General features: G+C 53.3%; 18 protein-coding genes and 4 pseudogenes. 13 read left to right on the top strand and 9 right to left on the bottom strand.

The features are described 5' to 3' along the window. Positions 1-10 precede the first annotated feature (10 nt). Positions 11-1,546, bottom strand: a pseudogene (locus NOX35_RS20940) (IS3 family transposase). A gap of 210 nt (positions 1,547-1,756) precedes the next feature. Between NOX35_RS20940 and NOX35_RS20935 the strand changes: the two are divergent. The 8 genes and pseudogenes from NOX35_RS20935 to NOX35_RS20900 form a co-directional block, all read left to right on the top strand. Beyond that, positions 1,757-2,611, top strand: coding sequence for an AraC family transcriptional regulator (locus NOX35_RS20935; protein ID WP_256494598.1), 855 nt, complete (start codon positions 1,757-1,759; stop codon positions 2,609-2,611). A gap of 263 nt (positions 2,612-2,874) precedes the next feature. Continuing rightward, complete coding sequence (locus tag NOX35_RS20930) at positions 2,875-5,937, top strand: molybdopterin cofactor-binding domain-containing protein (protein WP_256494597.1); 3,063 nt, start codon at positions 2,875-2,877, stop codon at positions 5,935-5,937. Continuing rightward, complete coding sequence (locus NOX35_RS20925) at positions 5,934-6,773, top strand: xanthine dehydrogenase family protein subunit M (protein ID WP_256494595.1); 840 nt, start codon at positions 5,934-5,936, stop codon at positions 6,771-6,773. Before NOX35_RS20930 ends, NOX35_RS20925 begins: the two co-directional genes overlap by 4 nt. A gap of 17 nt (positions 6,774-6,790) precedes the next feature. Beyond that, entirely contained in the window at positions 6,791-7,333 is a 543-nt protein-coding gene (locus NOX35_RS20920; RefSeq protein WP_371878555.1) for a (2Fe-2S)-binding protein, read from the top strand. Next, positions 7,333-8,889, top strand: a complete 1,557-nt coding sequence (locus NOX35_RS20915; protein WP_256494593.1) for an AMP-binding protein — start codon at positions 7,333-7,335, stop codon at positions 8,887-8,889. Before NOX35_RS20920 ends, NOX35_RS20915 begins: the two co-directional genes overlap by 1 nt. A 76-nt stretch (positions 8,890-8,965) precedes the next feature. Further along, on the top strand, positions 8,966-9,772 hold the full coding sequence (locus NOX35_RS20910) for an enoyl-CoA hydratase/isomerase family protein (RefSeq protein ID WP_256494592.1): 807 nt from the start codon (positions 8,966-8,968) through the stop codon (positions 9,770-9,772). Between the two features lie 83 nt (positions 9,773-9,855). Continuing rightward, on the top strand, positions 9,856-11,217 hold the full coding sequence (locus NOX35_RS20905) for an MFS transporter (RefSeq protein ID WP_256494590.1): 1,362 nt from the start codon (positions 9,856-9,858) through the stop codon (positions 11,215-11,217). Positions 11,218-11,366: 149 nt separating this feature from the next. Then, a pseudogene (locus NOX35_RS20900) lies at positions 11,367-11,522 on the top strand (transposase); the annotation flags it as partial. A gap of 17 nt (positions 11,523-11,539) precedes the next feature. Here the strand turns inward: NOX35_RS20900 and NOX35_RS20895 are convergent. Beyond that, a pseudogene (locus NOX35_RS20895) lies at positions 11,540-11,647 on the bottom strand (IS3 family transposase); the annotation flags it as partial. A gap of 243 nt (positions 11,648-11,890) precedes the next feature. On the opposite strand from NOX35_RS20895, the pseudogene NOX35_RS20890 reads away from it, so the two are divergent. Then, a pseudogene (locus NOX35_RS20890) lies at positions 11,891-12,280 on the top strand (restriction endonuclease subunit R); the annotation flags it as partial. A gap of 81 nt (positions 12,281-12,361) precedes the next feature. On the opposite strand, the gene NOX35_RS20885 reads toward NOX35_RS20890, so the two are convergent. The 6 genes from NOX35_RS20885 to NOX35_RS20860 all read right to left on the bottom strand — a co-directional run bounded on the left by NOX35_RS20885 (position 12,362) and on the right by NOX35_RS20860 (position 17,375). Then, positions 12,362-13,120: a hypothetical protein gene (locus NOX35_RS20885; RefSeq protein WP_256494587.1), complete on the bottom strand. Its 759-nt coding sequence runs from the start codon at positions 13,118-13,120 to the stop codon at positions 12,362-12,364. Between the two features lie 87 nt (positions 13,121-13,207). Continuing rightward, a complete protein-coding gene (locus tag NOX35_RS28845) occupies positions 13,208-13,531 on the bottom strand; it encodes a helix-turn-helix transcriptional regulator (protein WP_314354091.1) in 324 nt (107 codons plus the stop codon). Positions 13,532-13,664: 133 nt separating this feature from the next. Continuing rightward, the gene (locus NOX35_RS20875; protein WP_256496953.1) at positions 13,665-14,723 is read right to left on the bottom strand and encodes a phage capsid protein; all 1,059 of its coding nucleotides are present in this window, start codon (positions 14,721-14,723) and stop codon (positions 13,665-13,667) included. An 86-nt stretch (positions 14,724-14,809) separates the two neighbouring features. Further along, complete coding sequence (locus NOX35_RS20870) at positions 14,810-15,871, bottom strand: YqaJ viral recombinase family protein (RefSeq protein ID WP_256494586.1); 1,062 nt, start codon at positions 15,869-15,871, stop codon at positions 14,810-14,812. A 151-nt stretch (positions 15,872-16,022) separates the two neighbouring features. Beyond that, a complete protein-coding gene (locus NOX35_RS20865; protein ID WP_256494585.1) occupies positions 16,023-17,006 on the bottom strand; it encodes a DUF932 domain-containing protein in 984 nt (327 codons plus the stop codon). Between the two features lie 30 nt (positions 17,007-17,036). Further along, positions 17,037-17,375 carry a hypothetical protein gene (locus NOX35_RS20860; RefSeq protein WP_080944541.1) on the bottom strand — a complete coding sequence of 113 codons (339 nt, stop codon included), beginning with the start codon at positions 17,373-17,375 and terminating at the stop codon, positions 17,037-17,039. 482 nt (positions 17,376-17,857) lie between these two features. On the opposite strand from NOX35_RS20860, the gene NOX35_RS20855 reads away from it, so the two are divergent. The 3 genes from NOX35_RS20855 (at position 17,858) to NOX35_RS20845 (ending at position 20,786) form a co-directional block, all read left to right on the top strand. Further along, entirely contained in the window at positions 17,858-18,130 is a 273-nt protein-coding gene (locus tag NOX35_RS20855) for an AlpA family transcriptional regulator (RefSeq protein ID WP_256494584.1), read from the top strand. 151 nt (positions 18,131-18,281) lie between these two features. Next, positions 18,282-19,445: an inovirus-type Gp2 protein gene (locus tag NOX35_RS20850; protein ID WP_256494583.1), complete on the top strand. Its 1,164-nt coding sequence runs from the start codon at positions 18,282-18,284 to the stop codon at positions 19,443-19,445. 3 nt (positions 19,446-19,448) lie between these two features. Beyond that, positions 19,449-20,786, top strand: coding sequence for a DUF3987 domain-containing protein (locus NOX35_RS20845; RefSeq protein ID WP_256494582.1), 1,338 nt, complete (start codon positions 19,449-19,451; stop codon positions 20,784-20,786). Positions 20,787-20,815: 29 nt separating this feature from the next. Here the strand turns inward: NOX35_RS20845 and NOX35_RS20840 are convergent, their stop codons facing one another. Then, the gene (locus NOX35_RS20840) at positions 20,816-21,460 is read right to left on the bottom strand and encodes a hypothetical protein (protein ID WP_256494581.1); all 645 of its coding nucleotides are present in this window, start codon (positions 21,458-21,460) and stop codon (positions 20,816-20,818) included. A gap of 985 nt (positions 21,461-22,445) precedes the next feature. Here NOX35_RS20840 and NOX35_RS20835 point away from each other — a divergent pair. Beyond that, positions 22,446-22,631, top strand: a complete 186-nt coding sequence (locus tag NOX35_RS20835; protein ID WP_371878500.1) for an integrase core domain-containing protein — start codon at positions 22,446-22,448, stop codon at positions 22,629-22,631. Positions 22,632-22,722: the final 91 nt, after the last annotated feature.

Below are 22,722 nucleotides of genomic sequence, written 5' to 3'. Positions count from 1 at the left end.
TGGACTGGTTTTATGCGGCTAGGCCAAGTTTGTTCCGGTATTCCACAGGACTTAAACGTCCCAGAGATACCTTGATACGTTTTTCGTTGTACCAACGAATGTAAGTATCGACAGCTTCAATGAACTGCTCAATCGTTGTTGATTGCCAGTTGTTAGGATAGAACAGCTCCATCTTTAGCCTTCCAAAGAAGCCTTCGCACGCAGCGTTGTCTGGTGAGCACCCTTTACGAGACATCGAGCGAACCAACTTTGCATCATGGACCCTCGAGAGCCAGCCAGGCCATCGGTAGTGAGCTCCACGATCAGGATGAATCACAGGGCGGCTCTCGCTGCCTTGAACAGTATCAATGGCCGCATCCAGCATTGTGTTGACGAGATTTGCGTTGGGATGAGTTCCAATCGACCAGCTCACCACCAACCCGTCAAAGCAATCAATGACTGGCGACAGGTAAACCTTGCCAGCAGGAATCTGGAATTCAGTAATGTCGGTAAGCCACTTCTCATTGGGCGCAGCAGCATGGAAGTCTCGATTGATGAGGTTTTGAGGGGCAGCACCTATCTCTCCAAGGTATGAGTTATATCTGCGGCGTTTGGGCTTGGCTACGAGCAAGCCCTCCTGCTTCATCAGCCGACGAACCACCTTCTCTGAGATGCCCGTGCACTCCTTGAGCAGGGATGCCTGCACCCTGCGATATCCATAGCAACGGTAGTTGTTGTCGAAGATCTCTGTGATGCTTCGGCGTAAATCAACGTATTTGTCAGCCAGCTTCAGCCGGGCACGATGGTAAAAATACGAGCTTCTAGCAAGGCCAACAAGGCAAAGCAGTTCTGGCAATTCATACTGCCCGTGCAACGCTTCAACTAGCACAGCCTTATCTTTGTTTGCCAGCCTTTGCAGATCAATGTCAGCCCCATTTTTTAAGATTTCATGGGCCTGCTTGAGAAGCTCACGTTCTATCTTCAGCCGCCGAACATCCTGGCGCAATGATTCAACTTGGCGCCTGAGCGCTGCTTCAGCCAACACTGGCGATCGCTTTGGACTGTGTTTCATCGAGGCAGGGGCACAAGGGCCAAGCAAGTGATTTTTCCAGTTGTACAAGGTCCCCCTACACACCCCTAACTTGTCCGCAATCTCCTGTGCAGTTGATTGACGGGTACACAGTTGCACCACGCCCTCACACATCAAAGTATCAGGCTTTGTAGCCGGCCAAGACCTGCCTACTATCTTGCTGGTCTCGGGGCAGTCTTGCCGAACCCACGCAGTCAACGTTCCTCGACCCGGATAACCCAAAGCCTTCATCGTTGCAGCAATACAGCGATCATGGGTGAGGTAATGAGCAATAGCCACCTGCCTTCGCTGCAGCGAATATTTCGGTGCTCTTGGAGCTTGGCTTTATGGCAAATCCTGATGCTTCAGGTAGTGCTGAAACCAGCCTTTCAATGCGTTCTTGGTTGGGTACCACAACTGGCGAATCGTGGCTCTGACACGCAAGCCAAGCTTGATGTAAAGCTCAACTGCACGAATCCTGTCTTCGTATGAGTACATGAACTACCTCCTGGTAGTCCAAGTTTTTGTCCGCATCCCCCCTCCTCGAATCCAGGGGCGGTTCAGTAAGCTGTGGACAGATTTCGGCAAGGCTCAAAAGCGAACGCCACTTATATGTGTTTGGTAAAAATACCTATTCCATATCTGGAAAATAATAGGTAAAAAGCCGCCAAGCCATGCACTTCTTTCCAACAGATTCTCGGATAGCTCATGTCGGCAGCACTCAGAATTTTGCAAGGTAAGTTTGGTCGCGTTGCGCTGCTCGACATGAATATGCTGTTGGTTGCGCATGCGCACCACCACTGCCATGTATTGATTAAGGCCTATGGGGCTGACACATTTTTTTCAGTGCGCGGGCAGCCGCAGCCCCTCACCAACGACAGCGCCATTCTCGTGAACGCCTGGGAGCCTCACTCCTACAACCACAACGGGATCGAGGTGGAGCGCACCGTCATCTTGGCCCTGTACATAGAGCCTAATTGGCTTGCTGCCATTCAGCAGACGCTCATGGTGAGTGCGCACCCGCACTTCTTCCAACAGCCATGCGTGGCATTGCCTGTCGTTGCACGTCGTGCGGCAGATGCACTGGCGCGCGACATGCTGTTGTCGGTGGAACTGTCGCCAACGGAAATTGAAGAGCGGTTGTTCAACCTGATGATCGCGACTATAGAACGCAACTCCGAGTGGCGCAGCTATCAATCGCTTCTGAGCGGCCTGCGTCTTCAGCAGAGTGATGTGCGCATCCGCAAAGCAATTGCCATGATGCGGGCTAGTCCTGGGCAGAACCTGGACATGGATGTGATCGCTACCGAGTGCGGGTTGTCGCGCGCGCATTTCTTCGAGCTCTTCAAGAAAAGCACCAATCTCACTCCGCGCGTATACGCCAACGTGCTACGGATGGAGTCTGCGATTGATTCGCTTACCAGTGGTGAAACCGCCATTGCCGATCTGGCCTATGATATGGGCTTCTCTGCACCCGGACATTTCACTCGATTCTTCCGTGAGCATCTGGGCACTACGCCCAAAGAGTACCGACGAGTGGTTGACGTGGTCGACCTGCGCTGAGCACGCCGCGGAGTCATTTCGCGTATCGCTCCACGCGACCTGCAAAGCACAAAAAAATCAGACTCCACGGTAATTCTTCAGACGGCCCGGTAACGGTATTTACGGGCTTGGCTTTTATCGTTCCTCCATCTGCTTCGAAAGCAGTTTCCCTGCCCAGAAACGCGTCCCAACCGCGCTCTGGCAGAACACGGAGGAAGACAAATGCGGCTCACTCGCGCAAACATCGCGCAGCCTGAACAACCGATTCAGGCGAGGTGCTGACTATGAGCAGCACGCAAACACAAGCTGTGATCGAGGGGCCATTCGTCGGTCGCCGTCAGGAGCGTCTTGAGGACATAGCCCTGCTGACGGGGCGCGGTTCCTATGGTGACGATCTCGCGGTCAAGCCCGGCACGTTGCAAGCGGCGATCCTTCGCTCGCCACACGCCCACGCAAGCCTGGTCAGCATCGATACCAGCGATGCTGAGGTACTGCCGGGCGTGCGCGCCGTGCTCACGGGCGCAGACGTGCGTCGCTGGACCCAGCCCTTCGTAGTCGGTGTGAAGTCTCCCATGGAGCACTGGTGCCTTGCGCAGGACCGTGTGCGCTATGTGGGCGAGCCCATCGCCGTCGTGGTGGCCACGGATCGTTATGTGGCAGAAGATGCGCTGGAGCTCATCCGCGTGCAATACGAGGTGCTTCCGGTCGCGGCAGACATCGAGTCCGCCGTCGCCGAAGACGCTCCCGTACTGCACCCCGCTGCGGGCAGCAACGTGGTGAGCGACCGGAACTTCGCCTACGGCGAGCCAGACGTTGCTTTCGCTGCCGCAGAGCACCGCATCGGCCTCACCGTGCATTACCCGCGCAACTCCTGCACTCCGATCGAAGGGGCCGTGGTGGTCGCCGAACATCTCGCGGGGGATGAGGGCTACGATGTGTGCTCCAACTTCATGGGGCCGTACTCCCTGCACAGCGTCATGGCCATGGCGCTCAAGATTCCCGGCACGCGCCTGCGCCACCGCCTGCCGCGCGACTCAGGGGGCAGCTTCGGAGTCAAGCAGAGCGTGTTTCCCTACGTAGTGCTCATGTGCCTTGCCTCGCGCAAGGCCAAGGCACCAGTCAAATGGGTGGAAGACCGGCTCGAACATCTGGTCGCAGCGACTTCGGCCACGGGGCGCAAGTGCACGATCGAGGCGGCAGTGGACTCGCAAGGCCGCATCAGCGCGCTCTCATATGACCAATTTGACGATGTGGGCGGTTATCTGCGAGCGCCCGAGCCGGCCACCTTCTACCGCATGCATGGCTGCCTCACGGGTGCTTACGCCATTCCCAATCTGAAGGTGCGCAACCGTGTGGTGCTCACCAATCGCACGCCAGCAGGTCTGGTGCGCGGCTTTGGCGGGCCACAGGTGTACTTTGCGCTGGAACGGCTGATGCAGCGCATCTCCCTTGAGTTGGGGATCGACCCGCTCACGCTCTACCAGCGCAACTTCGTCGATCCTGCAGCCTTCCCTTATCGCGCCGCAGCTGGAGCCCTGCTCGACTCAGGCAACTACCCCCTCGCGCTACAGATGGCAAGCGAGCAAGGTGGTCTCAAAGAACTGCTGGAGCGCCGCAACGAGGCACGCGCCGAAGGGCGCCTGTACGGCATCGGCTTCGCAGCTATTGTGGAACCGTCCATCTCCAACATGGGCTACATCAGCACGGTGATGACGGCAGAGCAACGTGCCAAGGCCGGCCCCAAGAATGGCGCGATCGCCAGTGCCACGGTGGGCATCGACCCGCTGGGCGGCGTGACCGTGGTGATTGCTTCCGCTCCTGCGGGACAAGGCCACATGACAGTCTGCGCACAGGTGGTTGCCGACGTGTTCGGCCTCAAGCCGGAACAGATCACCGTCAACGTGGATTTCGACACGCAGAAGGATGCCTGGTCCGTCGCAGCAGGTAACTATTCCAGCCGTTTTGCGGGCGCCGTTGCAGGCACAGTGTACCTTGCGGCGGTCAAGCTGCGTGACAAGGTGGCGCGCATCGTCGCACACCAATTGGCGTGCGAGGCGAGTGCCGTTGTGTTCGCGGACGGCAAGGTGGGCGACCCCACAGGCCAACCCCGGATGCTGCCCTTCACCCGCGCTGCGAGCAGCGGGCATTGGGCTCCTGGGCAGATGCCTGAAGGAGTGGCGGCGGGCCTGCGCGTGACCGAGTTCTGGACACCCGAGCAGTTGACGCCGCCTGACGAGAAGGACCGCGTCAATACCTCTGCCGCCTACGGCTTCGCATTCGACATCTGCGCGGTGGAGATCGATCGTGCCACGGGCCGCGTGCGCGTCGACCGCTATGTGACCGCACACGATGCAGGCAAGCTGCTCAACCCGGCGCTGGCCGATGGCCAGATTCGCGGAGCCTTCGCACAGGGCCTCGGCGCAGCACTGATGGAGGAGTTCCGCTACGCAGGGGACGGTAGCTTTCAGTCTGGCACCTTTGCCGACTATCTGGTACCCACCACCTGCGAGGTGCCGGACCCGGTCATCGTCCACCTGGAGACACCCTCGCCCTTCACTCCTCTGGGCGCCAAAGGCCTGGGCGAAGGCAACAACATGAGCACGCCGGTGTGTGTGGCCAATGCCGTGGCCGACGCGCTCGCGCCCACTCTCGGCCCCTGCGACCTGCGCCTGCCGCTCACGCCGGACAAGATGATGGCGCTGATCGGTTTCGACGATCCGCCAGCCAGCGGTGCTGCTGCGCTGGCAAGTGCAGCGAGGGATATCGTATCTGCGCCATCCGGTGGCAGCAACAGCAACGGGAACCAAAGTGGCAATGGAGGCAAGGGCAAGGCCTTGTCGGCTGTGGGCGTCGTGCAGATCGCAGCCCCGCCGCAAGTCGTCTTCGACGTGCTGCTCAACCCTGACGCACTCGCCAAAGTCATCCCTGGTTGCCACTCGCTGCAGGCGATTAGCGAGAACAGATATCGCGCCGACGTGACTGTGGGCGTGGGCATGATCAAGGCCCGGTACGAGGCCGAGATCGCGCTCTCCGAGCTCGATCCGCCGCATTCGCTGCGCCTGGCCGGTGTCGGCAATTCCTCGCTTGGCAGTGCACGCGGCAGCGGCAAGGTGCTGCTTGAGGCCGATGGCGAAGGCACGCGGCTGCACTATGACTACAGCGCCGAAGTAAGCGGCAAGGTGGCTGCGGTCGGCGGCCGCATGCTTGAAGGCGCGGCAAAGATCGTGCTGGGCCAGCTCTTCGAGCAGCTCGGACGGCAGGCCAGCGGCCAGGCAGTCAAGACCCCCTCATCGGGCGGCTGGTTCAAGAAGCTGCTCGCAATGCTCAGCATGGGAGGCCAATCATGAAGCCAGCTGCATTTGACTATGTGCGCCTTGAGAGCGCCGCACAGGCCTGCGACCTGCTCGCACGCCATGGCGAAGACGCCCGCATCCTCGCGGGCGGGCAATCGCTGATCACCGTTCTCAACATGCGCTTGGCGCAGCCCCAGTTGCTGCTGGACGTATCGCGCTGTGCTCCGCTCGACTATGTGAAGGTGCAAGGCAGATACCTGGAAGTGGGTGCCGCGGCAACGCAGGCCAGTGTCGAATGGCGCAAGAGCCTCGCGGCTGAAGTGCCGCTGCTCACGCACGCCTTTCCGTTCATCTCGCACTTTCAGGTGCGAAATCGCGGCACGGTATGTGGCTCCGTCGCGCATGCGGACCCCAGCGCCGAGCTGCCGCTGTGTCTTGCGTTGCTGGGCGGCGAGGTTGTTCTCGCATCGCAGCGTGGCCAACGCGTGGTCTCGGCCAGTGATTTCTTCCAGGGAATGTTGATGACGGCTCGCGCCGCCGATGAACTCATTGTTGCCGTGCGCTATCCGCTCGCCGAGAGCGGTGTGGGCTACGCATTCGACGAGTTCTCGCTGCGCCACGGTGACTTCGCCATTGCCTCCTGCGCGGTAGCGGTTTCCGGCAATGCCATCCGCTTGGGTGTTGGCGGCGTTGCCGACAGGCCCACCGTCATCGAGTGGCCGCGCCTCGCCAAGGTGGAGCTGGAATCCGCCATCAATGACTTCGCCTGGTCGCTGGAAGCCCAGGACGACGCCCACGCAAGCGCCGCATACCGCCGCCACTTGGTGCGGCAAATGGCCGTGCGCTGCATTGCAACCGCCACGCAGCGCGCACAGGGAGACAAAGCATGAAGCACCACAACCAGACGATGGCGATCCGCGAAGAAAAGCCTGCCGCTCAATGCGGGGCCAAGCGCATGGAGATCACCTGCACGCTCAACGGCGTGCAGCGCACGGGCTACGCTGAATCACGCACGCTGCTGTCCGACTTTCTGCGGCACGAACTAGGTGCAACCGGCACTCACGTGGGCTGCGAGCACGGTGTGTGCGGAGCCTGCACCGTGCGCATCAACGGTGCCGCCGGGCGTTCCTGCCTCACGCTGGCGGTGCAGGTGGATGGCGCGGCGGTGGATACGGTGGAAGGTCTTGCCGAAGACGGGCAACTGAACGATCTGCAACTCGCCTTCAAGCGCCACCACGCGTTGCAGTGTGGGTTCTGTACAGCAGGCATCTTGATGTCCTGCTCCGACTTTCTCACGCGCGTGTCCTCCCCCACCGAACAACAGGTGCGCGACATGCTTTCAGGCCACCTATGCCGCTGCACCGGCTATACGCCCATCGTGCAGGCCGTGCTAGACGTTGCTGCCGTGCGTGCCAGCAACGCAAAGAACAACATTCAAGGAGATATCTGATGCTTGATCTGGGCCGTACCTTTTTACAGAGCGTTGAGCGCAGCCCCAACGCTGTTGCCATCATCGATGGTGATTTGCGTCTGACTTACGCCGAATGGCTTGAACAGATTCTGCGAGTGGCTCAGGGCCTCGCCAGTCAGGGCCTCAAGCATGGTGATCACCTGCTCGTCGTGCTGCAGAACCGTCAGGAATTCGCCACGCTGCACTGGGCTTGCCAGTTCCTTGGCGTTGTCGTCACACCGATGAACTGGCGCGCCAAGCCGGAAGAGATCGACTACTGCCTGAGCGACTCGAGTGCCAAGGCCGTGGTATTCGAAGAGGTCAGTGCCCAAGCGGTTATCGAGTCGCAAGCCGCGCAGGGGGTGCTGCGGATCGGTGTGGACGTCAGCGCCAGTGTCGGTCCGGCCGCCGATATTTCGTACAGCGAGTTGCTCGCTTCGTCAGTCTGGGCCGCGGGGCCCATGGCCAACGCAGATGACTTCTCGCTCATGCTCTACACCTCCGGCACCACCGGAAAACCCAAGGGCGTTCCGCGCCGCCATCGCCACGAACGCGCTGCGGCGTTGGGCCATGTTGCTCAGAACCTGTACGGCGTGGGCGAGCGCTCGCTGGGAGTCATGCCGCTCTACCACACTATGGGCGTGCGCTCGCTGCTGTCCATGGCACTGGTAGACGGCCGCTTCATCTGCCTGCCGCGCTTTGACTCGGCGGTGGCACTACAGATCATCGAGCGCGAGCGCATCAGCAATCTCTACCTCGTGCCAACGCTCTATCACGACATGCTGGCCCACCCCAGCTTTGCCTCTACCAACATTTCCAGTGTACGCAAGCTCGGCTTTGCTGGTGCCCCTATGCACGATGCACTGCTGCTACGCCTGGAAGAAGCGTTCCAGCCAGATCTGTTCGTCAACCACTATGGCAGCTCCGAGGTTTACACGGTTGCCTTCAACCCAGATGCGCGCAAGAACCCGGGAAGTGCCGGGCGCTCCGGTATCAACACGCGCCTGCGCTTGGTACGCCTAGATGCAAGCAACCCGGACGAACTCGTTCCCCGCGGCAGCGAAGGCCAGATCATTGCCGATCTCGCCAGCGAGGAAGCCTTCGAAGGCTACTGGAATCGGCCGGACGCCAACGCGAAATCGTTACGTGGCGGCTGGTACTTCACCGGCGATACGGGCTATTTGGACGAAGACGGTGAACTGCACGTCACTGGCCGCGTGGACGACATGATCATCAGCGGTGGCGAGAACATCTCGCCCGTCGATATTGAGTCCGTGCTCTCCCTGCATCCAGGCGTCGATGAAGTGGCTGTTGCCGGCCTGCACGACGAACGCTGGGGCCAGCGTGTGGTGGCGTTCGTCAAGCGCAAGAACACGGTGGACAGCGAGTCGCTGGACAGCTATTGCCGCGCCACGGATCTTGCGAATTTCAAGCGCCCTCGTGAATACGTTTTCGTGAGCGAAATTCCCAAGTCGCCCGTCGGCAAGGTCCTGCGCCGCAAATTGACCGCGGGCGAATACCAGCGCGATGAAAGCGGTGACCAGAAACATCACTGATCGATCCACTGCTCCTCCAGTTTCCCCATTCCATTTCCCAGGTAACCACCCATTCACTCTAAAGGAGATCCTTCACATGCCAGTTCTCAACCACGCCGCACACACCAAGCTCGAACAACTCAATGGCTTTGACGTCAGCATTGATGCCGAAGGCCAACGCGCCGACATCGTGCTCAAGCGCCCGCCTTACAACATCATCGATATGCCGCAGCGAGACCAGTTGCGCCTGGTCTTCGAGGCGCTGGACGAGGATGACCGTGTGCGCGTGATCGTGCTGCGCGCCGAAGGCGAACACTTCTCCAGCGGCGGCGACATCCGCGGCTTCCTGGATGCAAGCCCCGAGCACGTCTCCAAGCTCGCCTGGAACATTGCCGCGCCCGCGCGCTGCTCTAAGCCGGTCATCGCAGCCAATCGCGGCTACTGTTTCGGCGTGGGTTTCGAAATCTCCCTGGCCTGCGACTTCCGCATTGCCAGTGTTACCGCGCAATACGCGCTGCCAGAGCAGAAGCTCGGCCAGATCCCCGGCTCAGGCGGTTCCGCTCGCCTGCAAAGCATGGTGGGCATTGCGCGCACCAAGGACATCGTGATGCGCTCGCGCCGCATCTCGGGACAGCAGGCCTATGACTGGGGTTTCGTCGTTGAATGCGTTGCCGACGACCAGCTCGAAGCCACTACCGACAAGCTCGTGAAAGAACTGCTGGAGTTCTCGCCCCTGGCCCAGCGCACCGCCAAAAAGCTGCTCAACGACACGGAAGACTCTCCACTGTCCATCGCCATCGAGCTGGAAGGCCACTGCTATAGCCGCCTGCGCAGCTCGGAGGACTTCCGCGAAGGCGTCGAGGCTTTCCACCAGAAGCGCAAGCCGAAGTGGACAGGCCGCTGATCGGTCTCTGACCGATTGCATCCCACGTGCGCCCCATACATGCGGGTGCACGTGGGCAAACACATTCTTATAAAGGAGACATCATGAACACGACTTCAGGTAATCCACCGCGAACCGCCGCCGCCAGCATGGTGCACGATTCTGTCTCTGTCCCATCGCGCAAGGCCTTCATGGCTGGTCTCGCCTCGACGTTCGGCTGGGCGCTGGATCTATTTGACCTCTTCATTCTTCTGTATGTCGCCCCCATCATCGGGCGGCTGTTCTTCCCGTCCGACAAACCGACACTGTCGTTGGCCGCCGTGTATGCCTCGTTCGCCGTCGCGCTGCTTGTGCGTCCGCTCGGCTCCGCAGTGTTCGGTGCCTATGCCGACAAGCATGGCCGCAAACGTGCGCTGCTCATCTCCATGGTGGGCGTGGGTCTGAGCACCGCGGCGTTCGGGTTGTTGCCCACCATCCATCAGGTCGGCATTCTTGCCCCAGTGATCTTTCTGGCACTGCGAATCGTGCAGGGCCTGTTCGTGGGTGGCATCGTTGCGTCCACGCACACCATCGGTACCGAATCTATCTCTCCGCGTCATCGGGGCCTCATGTCAGGCCTAGTAGGAAGTGGCGGCGCAGGCATGGGCGCGCTCATGGCATCCATCGTCTACTTCGCGCTCTCCATTGCCTTTCCCGGAGATCGGTTCGATCAGATCGGTTGGCGCGTCATGTTCTTCTCGGGCCTTATCAGCACGGCCTTCGGCCTGTTCATGTACAAGCAGCTGGACGAAACACCCTCGTTCAAGAAGCTTCAGGCCGAACGTGCCCAGCAGAAGAACACCGCTGAAAAGCAGGTTTCGCCTCTTAAGACCCTATTCACGGGCGAATACCGCAACGTGCTACTAATCAACCTGCTCATCACGTTTGGCGGAGGAGCCACTTATTACATCACCGCAGGCTATCTACCCACGCTGCTGAAGCTCGTGGCCAACGTGCAGCATGAGAACGCGTCCATCATCCTCATGATCAGTTCAGTAGGCACCATTGTCGGCGCGCTCGCCTTCGGCGCCCTCAGCGACAACATTGGCCGCAAGAAGACCTTCTACATCCTTGGCGTGCTGTGCCTGGTGCTCCTGCCCTACCTTTTCATGTTGATCGCAAAGCCTTCCTCGCTCTCGCAGATCACACTAATCGCCACCGCCATCTCGCTGCTAGGGGGAGGGATCATCGCTCCAGTGATGATATTCCTGAACGAACGCTTCCCGGCTAAGATGCGCGCGAGCGGCACGGGCTTGTCATGGAACATCGGTTTTGCGCTCGGCGGCATCATGCCCACTGTGGTGTCCCTCATCAGCTCCTCGCCGAAGGACATTCCCCACGTGCTGGCCGTAAGCTCAGCGCTTCTGTCGCTTGTCTATCTCATCGGAGCCAAGGTCTCTCCTGAGACACAGGGAAATTTCGACTGACATGCGCAGGAAGGTCTCCATGATCGGGTCGTCCACCAGCAAATCCGCGAGCCAATGGTGATCATCGCAACCCTGTACAGATACCTTAGCCCCTGAACCTCCGGGCATGGTCCATCGCTTATCTTCTAGATAGACATAGGACTTTGCGTATGACTAGGTATACAGAGACGATTGAGGTCATCACCCGAGACCAGCGCAGGCGGCGCTGGTCGGCCGCCGAGAAGGCCGCCTTGGTTCGCAAGACGTATGAGCCCGACATGAGCGTCTCGCTGGTGGCGCGCCAGGAAGGCGTTTCGGCAAGCCTTGAATCGTCCCGGCTTGGCTAGACACTCTTGAGCCGGAGGGAAAAGCGCTGTTCAAACTCGATGGGCGATAGCCCCGCTGCCGACGAATGACGGCGCTGCGAGTTGTAGAACATTTCGATGTAGTTGACTGCCTTGATCGACTGCGTAATGGTGGGGCCAATGTGGTTGCGTTGCATCAGAGTGTAGGCTGAAACTTGGATGCATCCGTGCATTGGCATGTGCTTCTTGATCAATGTTGAGAAAGGCATCCGTTCTCTGCGTCCCCTCTGTTTGATAATCAGATCATAAGAAACTTATCATCGGGGGATGAGGAACAATGAAGTTCATCAGCAATGCCGGCTCTGACCGGGTTCTGGACCTGATACGTCCTGAAGAACTTGGTGCAGGACACGCAGAAGTCTATGTACCAGCACGTGGTCTACGACTCTGCCGTTGAACGTGACTTTGCTAAAGCCTTAGAGAAAAATGAGGATGCGAGGGTTTACGCGAAACTGCCAGGCTGGTTCAAGGTGCCCACGCCCTTAGGAACTTACAACCCTGACTGGGCCGTGCTGATCGAACGCGATGGGCAAGAGCGTTTGTACTTTGTGGTTGAGACGAAAAGCAGCCTGTTTGAAGAAGATCTGCGTGACCGTGAGGGCGGCAAGATCAAGTGCGGGGCCGCGCACTTTGAAGCTTTGGCTGTCGGCGAAAATCCGGCAGTTTACGGAAAATTCAAAGATGTTAATGGCTTGATGGAGAAAGTATTAGAAAATTAATTTATTAATAGTTATTTGATTCACTGATTAAAGAAAAAATTAACTTAATCCCGAACTGAGATAATTCAGTTCGGGATTGTTTTATTTGGCTGCTACCCAGCCTTTTTCAGTTTTTCTCATTGCAATGGTGGCTTGATTTTCTAAGGTGTATTCTTGAAACCACTGTTCTGGGTCTTCTTTAGATCCAGCAGCGCTTCGCTTGGAATTAAGACCTCTTAGAATATTTAAGGTGATTTCGTGAGGGCAACCTTTGATATAGTGAGAGATTACATATTCCTTTGTTGCACTGTAAATATGTGCTTTAGGCATCTTGTTTTCTAATTCTCTCAGTTGATTGAATAGTTTTGTGTCTTCTGCTTTTATTTCTTCGTGCTTAAGATATTCAGGGCTTTGACGCCATTTTTCTTTTGCCAAATTGTATTGACTACTTTCTTCTTCTGTTAAGTAAGAAGATTTACCATCTGCAGAAAAGGCCGCTGTTTTTGGCATGGATCCTTCTACAATATCGCTGAGATTTTCCTTGACCGCATCATTTTCATCCATTCTAAGTACGAGATCATATCTTTCCTGTTTCCAGGTTTCCATGTCTTGAGCTATTTTTTGATACTCTTCTTTCATAGATTTTAAAGTGCTTGGATCTTTGAGTTTAATTCCGTAGGTGAATTCAACTTTGTAAAGGCCATCCTCCTCGTATCCATTGGTTTTATGAATGTCTACAACCTGAATATTCTGACAAGAGGAAAATTTTTGATTGAGAGAGTTTTCAATATCGTTATTGCCTGGAGCTGAGTTGCAACCAGCTAATACTAGAAGCGAGCTAAGAATTAATTGCTTTTTCATGTATCCCTCTATTTAAATTTGATCTTAAATAAGAATTTAAAATCTGCATAAGCCTCAAAAAGAAATGCTATATGCAGCTTTTTTGCTTCATGGTGATTTCCTGGGGATTTCCTGCAAGAAGTTCGGTGCGAAGCCACTGAGATGTGCCGTTTTCAGCTGCACGGAGATATCTCGGAAATGTGCATCTAGCGCCAGGAAGAACTCGGAAGGCTTCATGTGCAGGGCGGCGATGATTCGCTCCATATTGGCGAGCGTCACATTGCGCTCACCACGCTCCACGCCACCCATGTAGCTGCGGTCCAAGCCGCAGTAATGCGCAAAACCTTCCTGAGAAAACCCTCGCGCGCTTCGGCACTCACGCACGGCCTGCCCAAATGCCTTGAGCACTGGAGAGCGGTCTGCATTGGTCATTGGTTTGCTTGCCATGGGACGCAATGGTTACGATTCGTAGCATGCTTGGCCACAGTGCAAAAGCACACCGTTATAGCGATCACGGTGTGTAGAAACACTGCTTTAAGTGCTACGGTCGTCACAGTCACTGCTTTTACGGATACGGACTATGCGTACCATTTCGCTGACTGGCCTGAGCGATAGGGGGCCAGTGCTCATTGGCTGCAGCTGTAGCAGGGGCGGTGGGTGTTTCGCACTCTTCGGTACAAAACTCTTCCACAATCTCAACCCCCTCATCGGGCGCATCTTCAAAGTTGCCATTGGCAAAGCCCTGTCGTGCGGCTCCGTCCAAGGCAGACTGATCAAACCCGGCTGCCAAGCGCTCAGCTGCCAAGGTGTGGGCTTGCCCAATGGCCTCGTTCAAAGAGGCACCAGTACGCACCACCAAGTCCGCGTAATAGATGGCCGATCGATGCGACTGCGTGGTGGACTTGCCACGTAGCTTGAGCTCCAGCGGCATGCAGGCCAGGTTGCCACCAGAGACTGCAGCGAAATATTGCAGCCGCGCTGCCAGAGTGCGAATGCTGTTGAAGCCTGTGGTGCGAAACACAAAGCTGCCCAGCTCATCGCTATCGCCAATACTCACGTTCAAGCGGCCATAGGGCTTGCAATAGCCCATGCCAAACCGGCATGTATCGGGACCAGGGCAGGCCAACTCCTCCAGACCTTTATCTGTCACGCGCTTGCAACTCTCGCCATTACCGACGCACAGCGGGCGAGCTGTGCTGCGATCAAACATGCAGTAATCAGCTCGGAGGTTCAAATCTGGATCATTGAACAGCACCCGCACTGGGATGCTGCGCAGCTTGCGCCTTGTAGTGCTCGGTGCAGCCGTTGGCGTATTTGCCACACCCATCTTGTCTTTGAGTGAGCGTTTGCCTGTGCGAGTTTGGGTAGCGCTTGCTGACGTTTCACTTTGCACATCGGAAGGCTCTGCGCCTTCTTTTATGCCGCCGAAAACTTGACCAGGTGCTTGGCTCTGGCGCAAGGCCTCATCCAAAGGGTGTAGCACCCACTGGCCTCGCTGCTGCACCTGCGTGGTGATGGTGAACTCATCGTCCTTTTCTGGCAGACGCTTGCCGTTCTTCTCCACCACCTTGCCAATCGAAATCCTACCAATCACAGGCGGGGTGATCATCAAACCTTTGATCATGTCTTGCTCCAAAAAAGAAAGCTCTCTGGGGCTGTGAACCGCAGAGAGCAGAGGGGGATGGATAAAAAAGGGCCGTGAGTCACCGCTCACGTTTCATTGACGCAAAATCGCCGAGCGCCAGCCCGCGTGGTCATATAGGCCTTGGCCAGCTCTGGATGGTCTTTGTTGAACTGCGCCGTATTGAACACTTGGCCATCCTTGCTGCGCCGCCATGTCACGCTGCCGCCGCAGGCAAACGTTGCTTTGCCAGCTTCTCCCATATGGATCTGGATGGCCTGGCGCAGGCGTGCTTCCTGCTTCTGTGCAGAATCGAGTTGCTCACGTGCTGCCAGCAAGGCTTCAAACGCGGCATTGAGCTCTGGGTCATCACTCATGTCTACGTCATCGCCTGCACTGTTGGGATAGAGACTACGCAAGGCTTTTTCTGCACTCTCCGAACCATCCCCAGCAGGCGGTGTTTTGCTCTCCACCATTTGCCAGAATGCGTGCTCCATTTCAATCAGTCGAGCAATCAATGTCTCGTCTCGCTCAATCCGGAAGATTCGCAGCTCCTGACCGCCGACCAGCACAGCTACGTCAGCAGCACGATAACCAGTCACGGCCAACTGGTGCATCACCTGCAGTTGCACATACTCGGGAACACCGTCCCGCCACAGGCGGGCGCCATGGATACCTGCAGTTTTGCATTCCAGAAGCTGCACCTCCGAAGAGCCGACCACTTCACGATCCACGTTGGCCAGCATCCAAGGATGCTCAGGATGCTGCAAAACCGCATTCACTCTGCGCACCTTGTTGCCTGTGCGCTTGGTGTAGTGAGCCGCCACAATGGGCTCCAGCATCGTTCCCCAGAACATGGGGCTGGTGTCATCATTCGGATCGAAGACTGGCAGCAGATCACCCTTGCCCGTCTTTTGCATCCACAACTCCAGCTGGGACTGGTAGGGGTTCAGGCCAATAGCTGCAGCGGCATCGGAGCTGCCAATGCCGGTACAGCGCACCTCCAGCCAATCATCTCGCTCCAGGTCTTTGGTGGAGACCAGGCGCAAAGCAGCGCCCTTGCGGGGCGTGCGTGGAGCGTTGTTGGGGGCGTTGTGGGGAGCGGTAGAGCCAGCATCCAGATTGCCATTCTTGAGAACATGCACAGACATCGAAATCTCCTGGCCCGCCAATTGCGGGCATAAAAAAGCCACCTCAAAAGGTGGCTTGGTTGGGTGGAAAAAAGAAAGCGTAAAAACGGTGTGATGCGTCCAAACACGGACAACTAGATCTGCAGTCAGTCATCGCTATGGCGTCAACCCATCAGGCCACCAGCTGCAGCGCATGATCCAGAGCACGTTGCTTGATCACGGCACCTTGGCCAAACCAGGCGCTGTCCAAGCGGTTGTCCTGGCTGCGGGCTTGCTTCTCATGGTCAATGAACTCGGTCACAGAGCACAGTAGGCCCCAGGCCGTGTCCTTGGATGCATGCATCTCAGCACCACGGCCATGGCCCTCATAGAGCATCTGCACCTTCTTGAGAGCACGCTCATTAGTCAATCCCACAGACATATCGGAATGCTGATCGGTGTTGCAGATCACCTTGAGGAAATAGTTCATAGCCTCATGGGTCTTGACCTTACGCTCGGCCAGCGTCTTCATGCGGTACATAAAGCTGTCCCACTGACCGACTGCCACACCCAACTGGCGCTTGACCGCCTGAGCATCGAAAGCCGTGCTATGAGGCACCTTGACGGCTCCCACACCATCACGCAAAGCAATCGTCAGCGTGTTGTTGCAGACCACCCGCACCGTCGTGGGCATGGCCACCGTAGCCAGCGTTCCATCACAGGACGTAGCCAGCAGCAAATAGCCATTGACCACGTCATTGCCTTTGAGCGCCGCCGACTTGCCAGTACGGGCCAAAGCCCAGAACTTGCGTCCAGCCTTAAGCACGCCAGCGGTCTCCAATTCATAGCCAGCGACTTCGGTCAGGTCCCGGTAGAACTCTAGCACCTCACGAGGTTGCACCACCTGGTAGCGACTCCCCACAACAGATAAAGGAGCTTGCGTATCACTGCGATACAGCACCTTCTGCTCGGGAAACTCCTTGGGTTCGGCATAAAGACCTGAAAGGCCAGACTGACCATCAGAGGCGAGGTAACGTACTGGCGTTTCCTGAATACGCCAATCCATGCCGGCAGCCTGCGCCCAGACATCGATGCTTTGCTTAGCAGGCAGGGCGTGACCCAGTTCATGCCAAGGGGTTTGGCCGGTATAGGCCATTGTTTCTACGAGATGTGCCATGTTGATTACTTTCGATAAATAGGGGATGAATTAGGCGGATTTTTCAGGAAATGAATTTCCGCAGGATGTGCAAACCAAGTTGTCAAGCATGTGCTGGTCGATTTTCTTGCCGACGCTGGAGCCCAACTCGCAGCCAATTGCACTACCTGCTATTCCGCCTAAAACAGCACCGGCCAGACCACCAGCAGTAGCTCCTGCAGGGCCCGCTGCGGCTCCTGCGGTCATACCAATTTGGGCGCCTCTGATCGTTCCGGCAAAGCCTCCGGTGGCACCCGCCGCAGTGCCCAAGACACCAAAAAGCTTCTTAGCCCAATTGCGTTGAGCGACCTTGCGACTTCCGCAGGCAGGGCAGCTTGCATCGTGATTCATAGATTTCCTCTGAGACTGTATTTGAGTAGATAAGTCAATGATTTCATTGTCTTATTCCGGTGGAGCTCACTATGGATGTGCTCGCCTAAGTCATATGTGATTGAGGAATTTTTGAGTTCAGTTTTGCTATGTCTCAGAAAGTTTTTTGGAGCAAATTCCAGCTAGACGAAGGAAGGGATATTTTTTATAAAAACCCTACAGATCTGCTGACAATAAAAAAAACCTGGCTGGGCGAATGATGTCCTTCGCCTGGCACTCTCAGAGGAAGGGAACTAAATATTTGCCCCATTCGCCCGATCTCGATTGATACGAGAAATTACGTTCAATTTGTGAAAAAATAAATAAAAACAATGACTTATATGTATTTCATGTTTTTTCTGGAAAGTCAAGAGACGTGAAGCTGTAAAAAATTACTGAGTCACGCGTTAGGCTGATTCTGAGATTGCCGGTGAAATTCACCTCATTGAAAACAGAGGTGAAAAATGAGCGAAATCACAACGCATGACAACCAAGCCAGCACACCTGCAGCAGACACTTTCAACCTGAACATGAGCGTGATCCGCTTGCCCAAGTTGCTCCAAATTTTGGGCATCTCGCGCTCGACGGTGTACTTAAAGATCAACAAGTCCTCAAAGTACTACGACAAGGACTTTCCCCTGCCCATCAAGCTAGGGGAGAAGGCTGTGGGCTGGGTGCTTCAGGATGTCTTCAACTACATCGAGTTGATAAAACGGGGTACTAAATCGCTGAATTAATTTTTCACAAGAATTTAATCTTCTTGTGAGGAATATTGGATAAATACCAAGGTTTTATACCGTATTCCCTCAGGATAAGAAATAAATTTAATTAGGTATTCTAGATACATATATGTATCTATCATTACTTACTAATGAAATAAGAGTTATTATGTCCGCAAGAGATAAGTTCATTGATCTGCAAAGATTTGTACTTAAGAATAAACAAGATTCTTGTTTTACTATCAGCTATGACGATAGAAGAAACTATCATGAGAAATTAATGTATTACAGCATTGGAGCTAATATAGCTTCATTAGATATCCAAAGAATGCCATTCTTTAAGAAGAAGAGCGGTATAACTTATAGGGCTCGTGCTTCAGGTTTAGGACAGCAGATATTAAATATTCTCAATCATGCCAGTCAGTCTAGACTGCTGGGATGGGATGAGGAGTACGCGGCTATCATTAATTACAGTCCTTTAATGAAATTGACCTACAGTGCTTTCGTTGCCGCAACCGCTCCTAATGGTGGGAGTGTTGAAAGTATCGGATTCATAGAGCCTGTAATTTATGGAGAGCGTGACTTCAAAATGGCTTGTGGTAAGCGTACAGATGAAATTATTGATGGATTAAATAATTTTGTTGTACAGATAAAAGATGCTTTGAATAAAGATGAGTTGCGTGAAGAAGTAAAAAGCTTTTATAGAAATGCAAATGAGCGTTATCACCAGTTGATGAAAGTGGCACTTCAGTCTTGGGAGATCAACTGTAAAAACGTTTTGCTTCGAATAGATTGGGGCTTTTATATAGAGCAACCACGTATGCCATTTCGGCTAAAAACCGAGCAAGAAATTAATGAAGAATTTGTAGTTGTTGATATTAAAAGAAATCTCATGCTGAAAAGACTGAAAAAGATGTTCGGTAAGGATTTATCTTTTTACGCCTGGAAGATTAAGTGTGGATACCATAAAGGGCTGCATATCCATTGGCTCATTGCGCTCAATGGGTCAAAGCATCAGAATCCTTACTATCACTCAAGAGCAATAACGGATGATTGGAATCGCCATGTCTGTGGAGATGAGAGCTATGTGTGGAATGTGCTCGGTATGTGTAAACGTGATAGTAAATATTTGCGAAATATAGATTACCGAGATGAGGAACTGATCAAAATTCTAAGCACCTACGCTAGCTACCTTACGAAGCTTGATGTCACGATGAAATTGAGAGCTCCTGAGAGTTTTAGAACCTTCGGCTGCTCAAAAATGAAAAACCTCACCAAAAACAAACCAGGTCCAAAGAGATCATCGTCCATCGGTTTTAGTAATGGATATTAAAAAATGAGCTATCTAATTCAGAATTCACCTTACCCAGTCCATGTGCTGCCAGCAATGTTGCGAGATTTCGCAGACCGTGTAGTTGCAGCTACTCAGTCGTCCTATGAAATGGTTGTGCCGGTAATGCTTGCAGGTATGTCTGCAGCTGTTCAAGGTGTAGCTGATGTAAAAACACCTTATGGTGAAATTATGCCAACTAGCCTATTTTCCTTTGTGATTGCAAAGTCCGGAGATAGGAAGTCCAGTATCCTTAAAAAAGTGATGAAAGGATTTGAAGACTTTGAGCGAGGAAAAATAAGCGAGCATGTTTTTCCCGGCTGGGAGAATCAGGAATTGATACACCATCAATTTTTGATAGAGGATGCAACAAGTAAGGGTGTCATTGATATATTTAAAGAGGGTGCATCTTCTTTGTTTTATGCATTGGATGAAGCTGCTCTGATTTTTAATAAATTAGACATGCCATACTTTTGTAAACGCTTTGATGGATCTGCCATTAATGAAGTGAGCAGAACTCAAGGAACTACAAGATTACTCGATAGGCGAGTTGCTTTATGCATGCTGACTCAGGATGTTACTTTTGAGCGTTTTTTTAGCAAGAAAGGTGATTTACTTGTCGAGTCTGGACTGATGCCCCGGATGCTGATTTCGCAAGCCTCTGCACACACTGGAATTTATAGATGGAATCCACTGCCTGCGAATGAGGAAAATTTGGAAAGGCATGGTTTTCATCAACGTGTAAGAGAATTAATGAAAAAATATGCTAGAGAGTTAGAAAATACTGAAATCAGTAGAGAGGTTGTTTGTTTTGATCAAAGTGCGTGTGAATTGTGGGAGCAATATATTAAAAATGTTGATTTTGTTTTAAATCATCATGGAGAGTGGGAAGAAATTAGAGCATTTATGCGTAGAAGCGGTGAATTGGTGATACGCATCGCAGCTGTTCTTCAATATTTCACTGAGCCTGGAGATAAAATCCAGCCATGGGCTGTTCAATCATCTATTGAAATGGTTAGATGGCATCTTCATGAGGCTAAAAGAATATTTGGAGAGGAATCGTTGGAGGTGAGAATAAAAAAAGATGTGGATCTGCTATTAAGATATATTCAAGGTCGTTGTCAAAGAACAGGAAGTAAATTCATTGAGAAAGGAGAGCTTCTTAGGTATGGGCCTAAATCATTAAGAAAGTCAGATATTTTAGATATCGCAATAAGGAATCTTCTGGTATTGGGGAAGTTGAAAGTATTAAAATATGGAAGAAAAGAAATGCTTCTTATTAATGATAATTGCTTAATGAATTTTGATAACACATACCAGGGGTATATATCAACCAATTGGTAATAAAAAACATTTAGCAAAAAATACTATCCTTACTTTAAAATTGGAATAATTAGACGATTTAATTTTGAATCATCTCTAATTATTCTATGTATACTCCTTCTGATTGCTCCATCTGTTATTGGTCTGGATTTTTTGTTTTGATGATTTTTCATTATGAGATAGACGTCTTGTAATGAATCTTCGATAAAATGCGATAAATGAATTAGGGTTAACGGTTTTTTGCTTCTGTGAATCATTATTTTTTCTTGTAAAAAATTAGATATCTCTATGTCTAGATCACTGAGTTCCTTCTCTGGATTATTTTTTTCATTTTTATTAAAATAAATGGCATCTTCGTGTTTTTTAATATAATTCCAAGATTCATGAATTCCTTTGAAGTATTCAGCCTTGGAATAATAGTACCAAGCAGAGTTTGTTAATTTTTTGTCATGATAATAAAAACAAATCCCCATGAAATTTAAATAGGTTTGGTATGTATTTTTTTTCCCTTTAATTAAATTTGCAAGGTAATTGGAGTGTGTTGAGTCTTCTCCATTTAATCCTTCGTTAGCGTATGCATGCATGTTTTTTAATATCTGTTCAAGATCATCTGCAGAGCATTTCTTTTTAAAAGCTTCGAGGATATCTTCTAATTGACCTGGATCTTTATCAGCAACTCTAAATCTAACTTCCATTTCTGGTTTCTCCGTGTTATATATAGAAAATTTTACTATATAAAAGTATTAGTAAAATTATCTGTTTGAGGTCAAATAAAGAAGCTTTGGATCAATATCGAAAGTACGGTGTGGCACATGGCAAAGCAATGCGTGTATTACGGGGCTGATAGGCGAATCTGAGGCTGGCTTCACTGAGACGAAGTGGTAATGGGGAAAAGAGTCGCCTATTTGCTCGAAGTAGTTTTTGAAATGGCTGGGGGCTTGGCGTCCAGTACCTGCTGGCTGATTGCGCAGGCTCAGTCAGGCATGGAAGATGAGGTAGCCTTGCGTAAATCATGACGGAAATTATGAAAGCTACGACAGTCGCTGGGTGACCTGGCCACGGTCATCGTTGGCCATCCGTCAGGGTGGGTGAGTCGTCCATGCTTGCGACCATGACGAAAGCTCCAGCCTTGGCGAACCAGCTGTCGGATCAGTTGGTCGAGTTCTTTGTTTGAACTGTACTTCACGCGCTTACCTCCGTTTTGATCGGGATATAGCGCGCGCTGAAGCGCTCATGGTCAAAGGCCATTTCAGCAAACGCCGCTTCCGCTCCAACATCGAGAATTGGGCGACTCTAGGACTACAAACTCGCCGAGTTTGGACAATCTAATGTCCAGGAACTCATTGGATGGCGCAACAAGGAAGAACTCCCTGTTATCAACGGTCGCACCACTAAAATTCTGCGATTCTTCGGATCTAAAGTTCGACAGATTTCTTGAGTCCGCAGTCCTTTGATCGCTATGGAGAACAGCTGTGGGCAGCCTTACAAGCTACTTCTTCTTTGCCGCGATTGTTGTCGGTGGCCGCGCAGTAGGGAGCGCCCGCTACGCTACACCAAGCGGTCATCGACCTCCGTGGAATTTAAGCAGCACCCTCGTCAAGAGCTGCAGCCTGCCGTCTTCCAGAATTGCTGCCTCAATAACTGACAGCGGATTCATGGAAACTGTGTCCGTCATCGGGTTTGGTTGACAACTGCCAGGCGATCGTCGAGAAGCGTCGCGATCTCAGCGTGCGTGCCGCACGCAGTGGGATTGCGCAATACTTGCAGTTCTACAATGCCGAGCGACCTCATCAGGCACATGGTCAAGCCACACCGGATGAGGCCTACTTTGCAGCGCTGTCGTTTGCACAAATGCAAGCTGCATGACCGCAGGGGTCTCGCTTAGCAACAGGGGATCGTTGTTCAAACGAGTGGGACCATTTCTCCGATGCCCCTTACCATGCGGTATTTGGCGTTT

It is taken from the genome of Comamonas sp. C11 (assembly GCF_024496285.1).
GTDB lineage: Bacteria > Pseudomonadota > Gammaproteobacteria > Burkholderiales > Burkholderiaceae_C > Comamonas > Comamonas testosteroni_F.
Note: the sequence above shows the minus strand (reverse complement) of the source record. Positions and strands in the feature narration are given on the sequence as shown.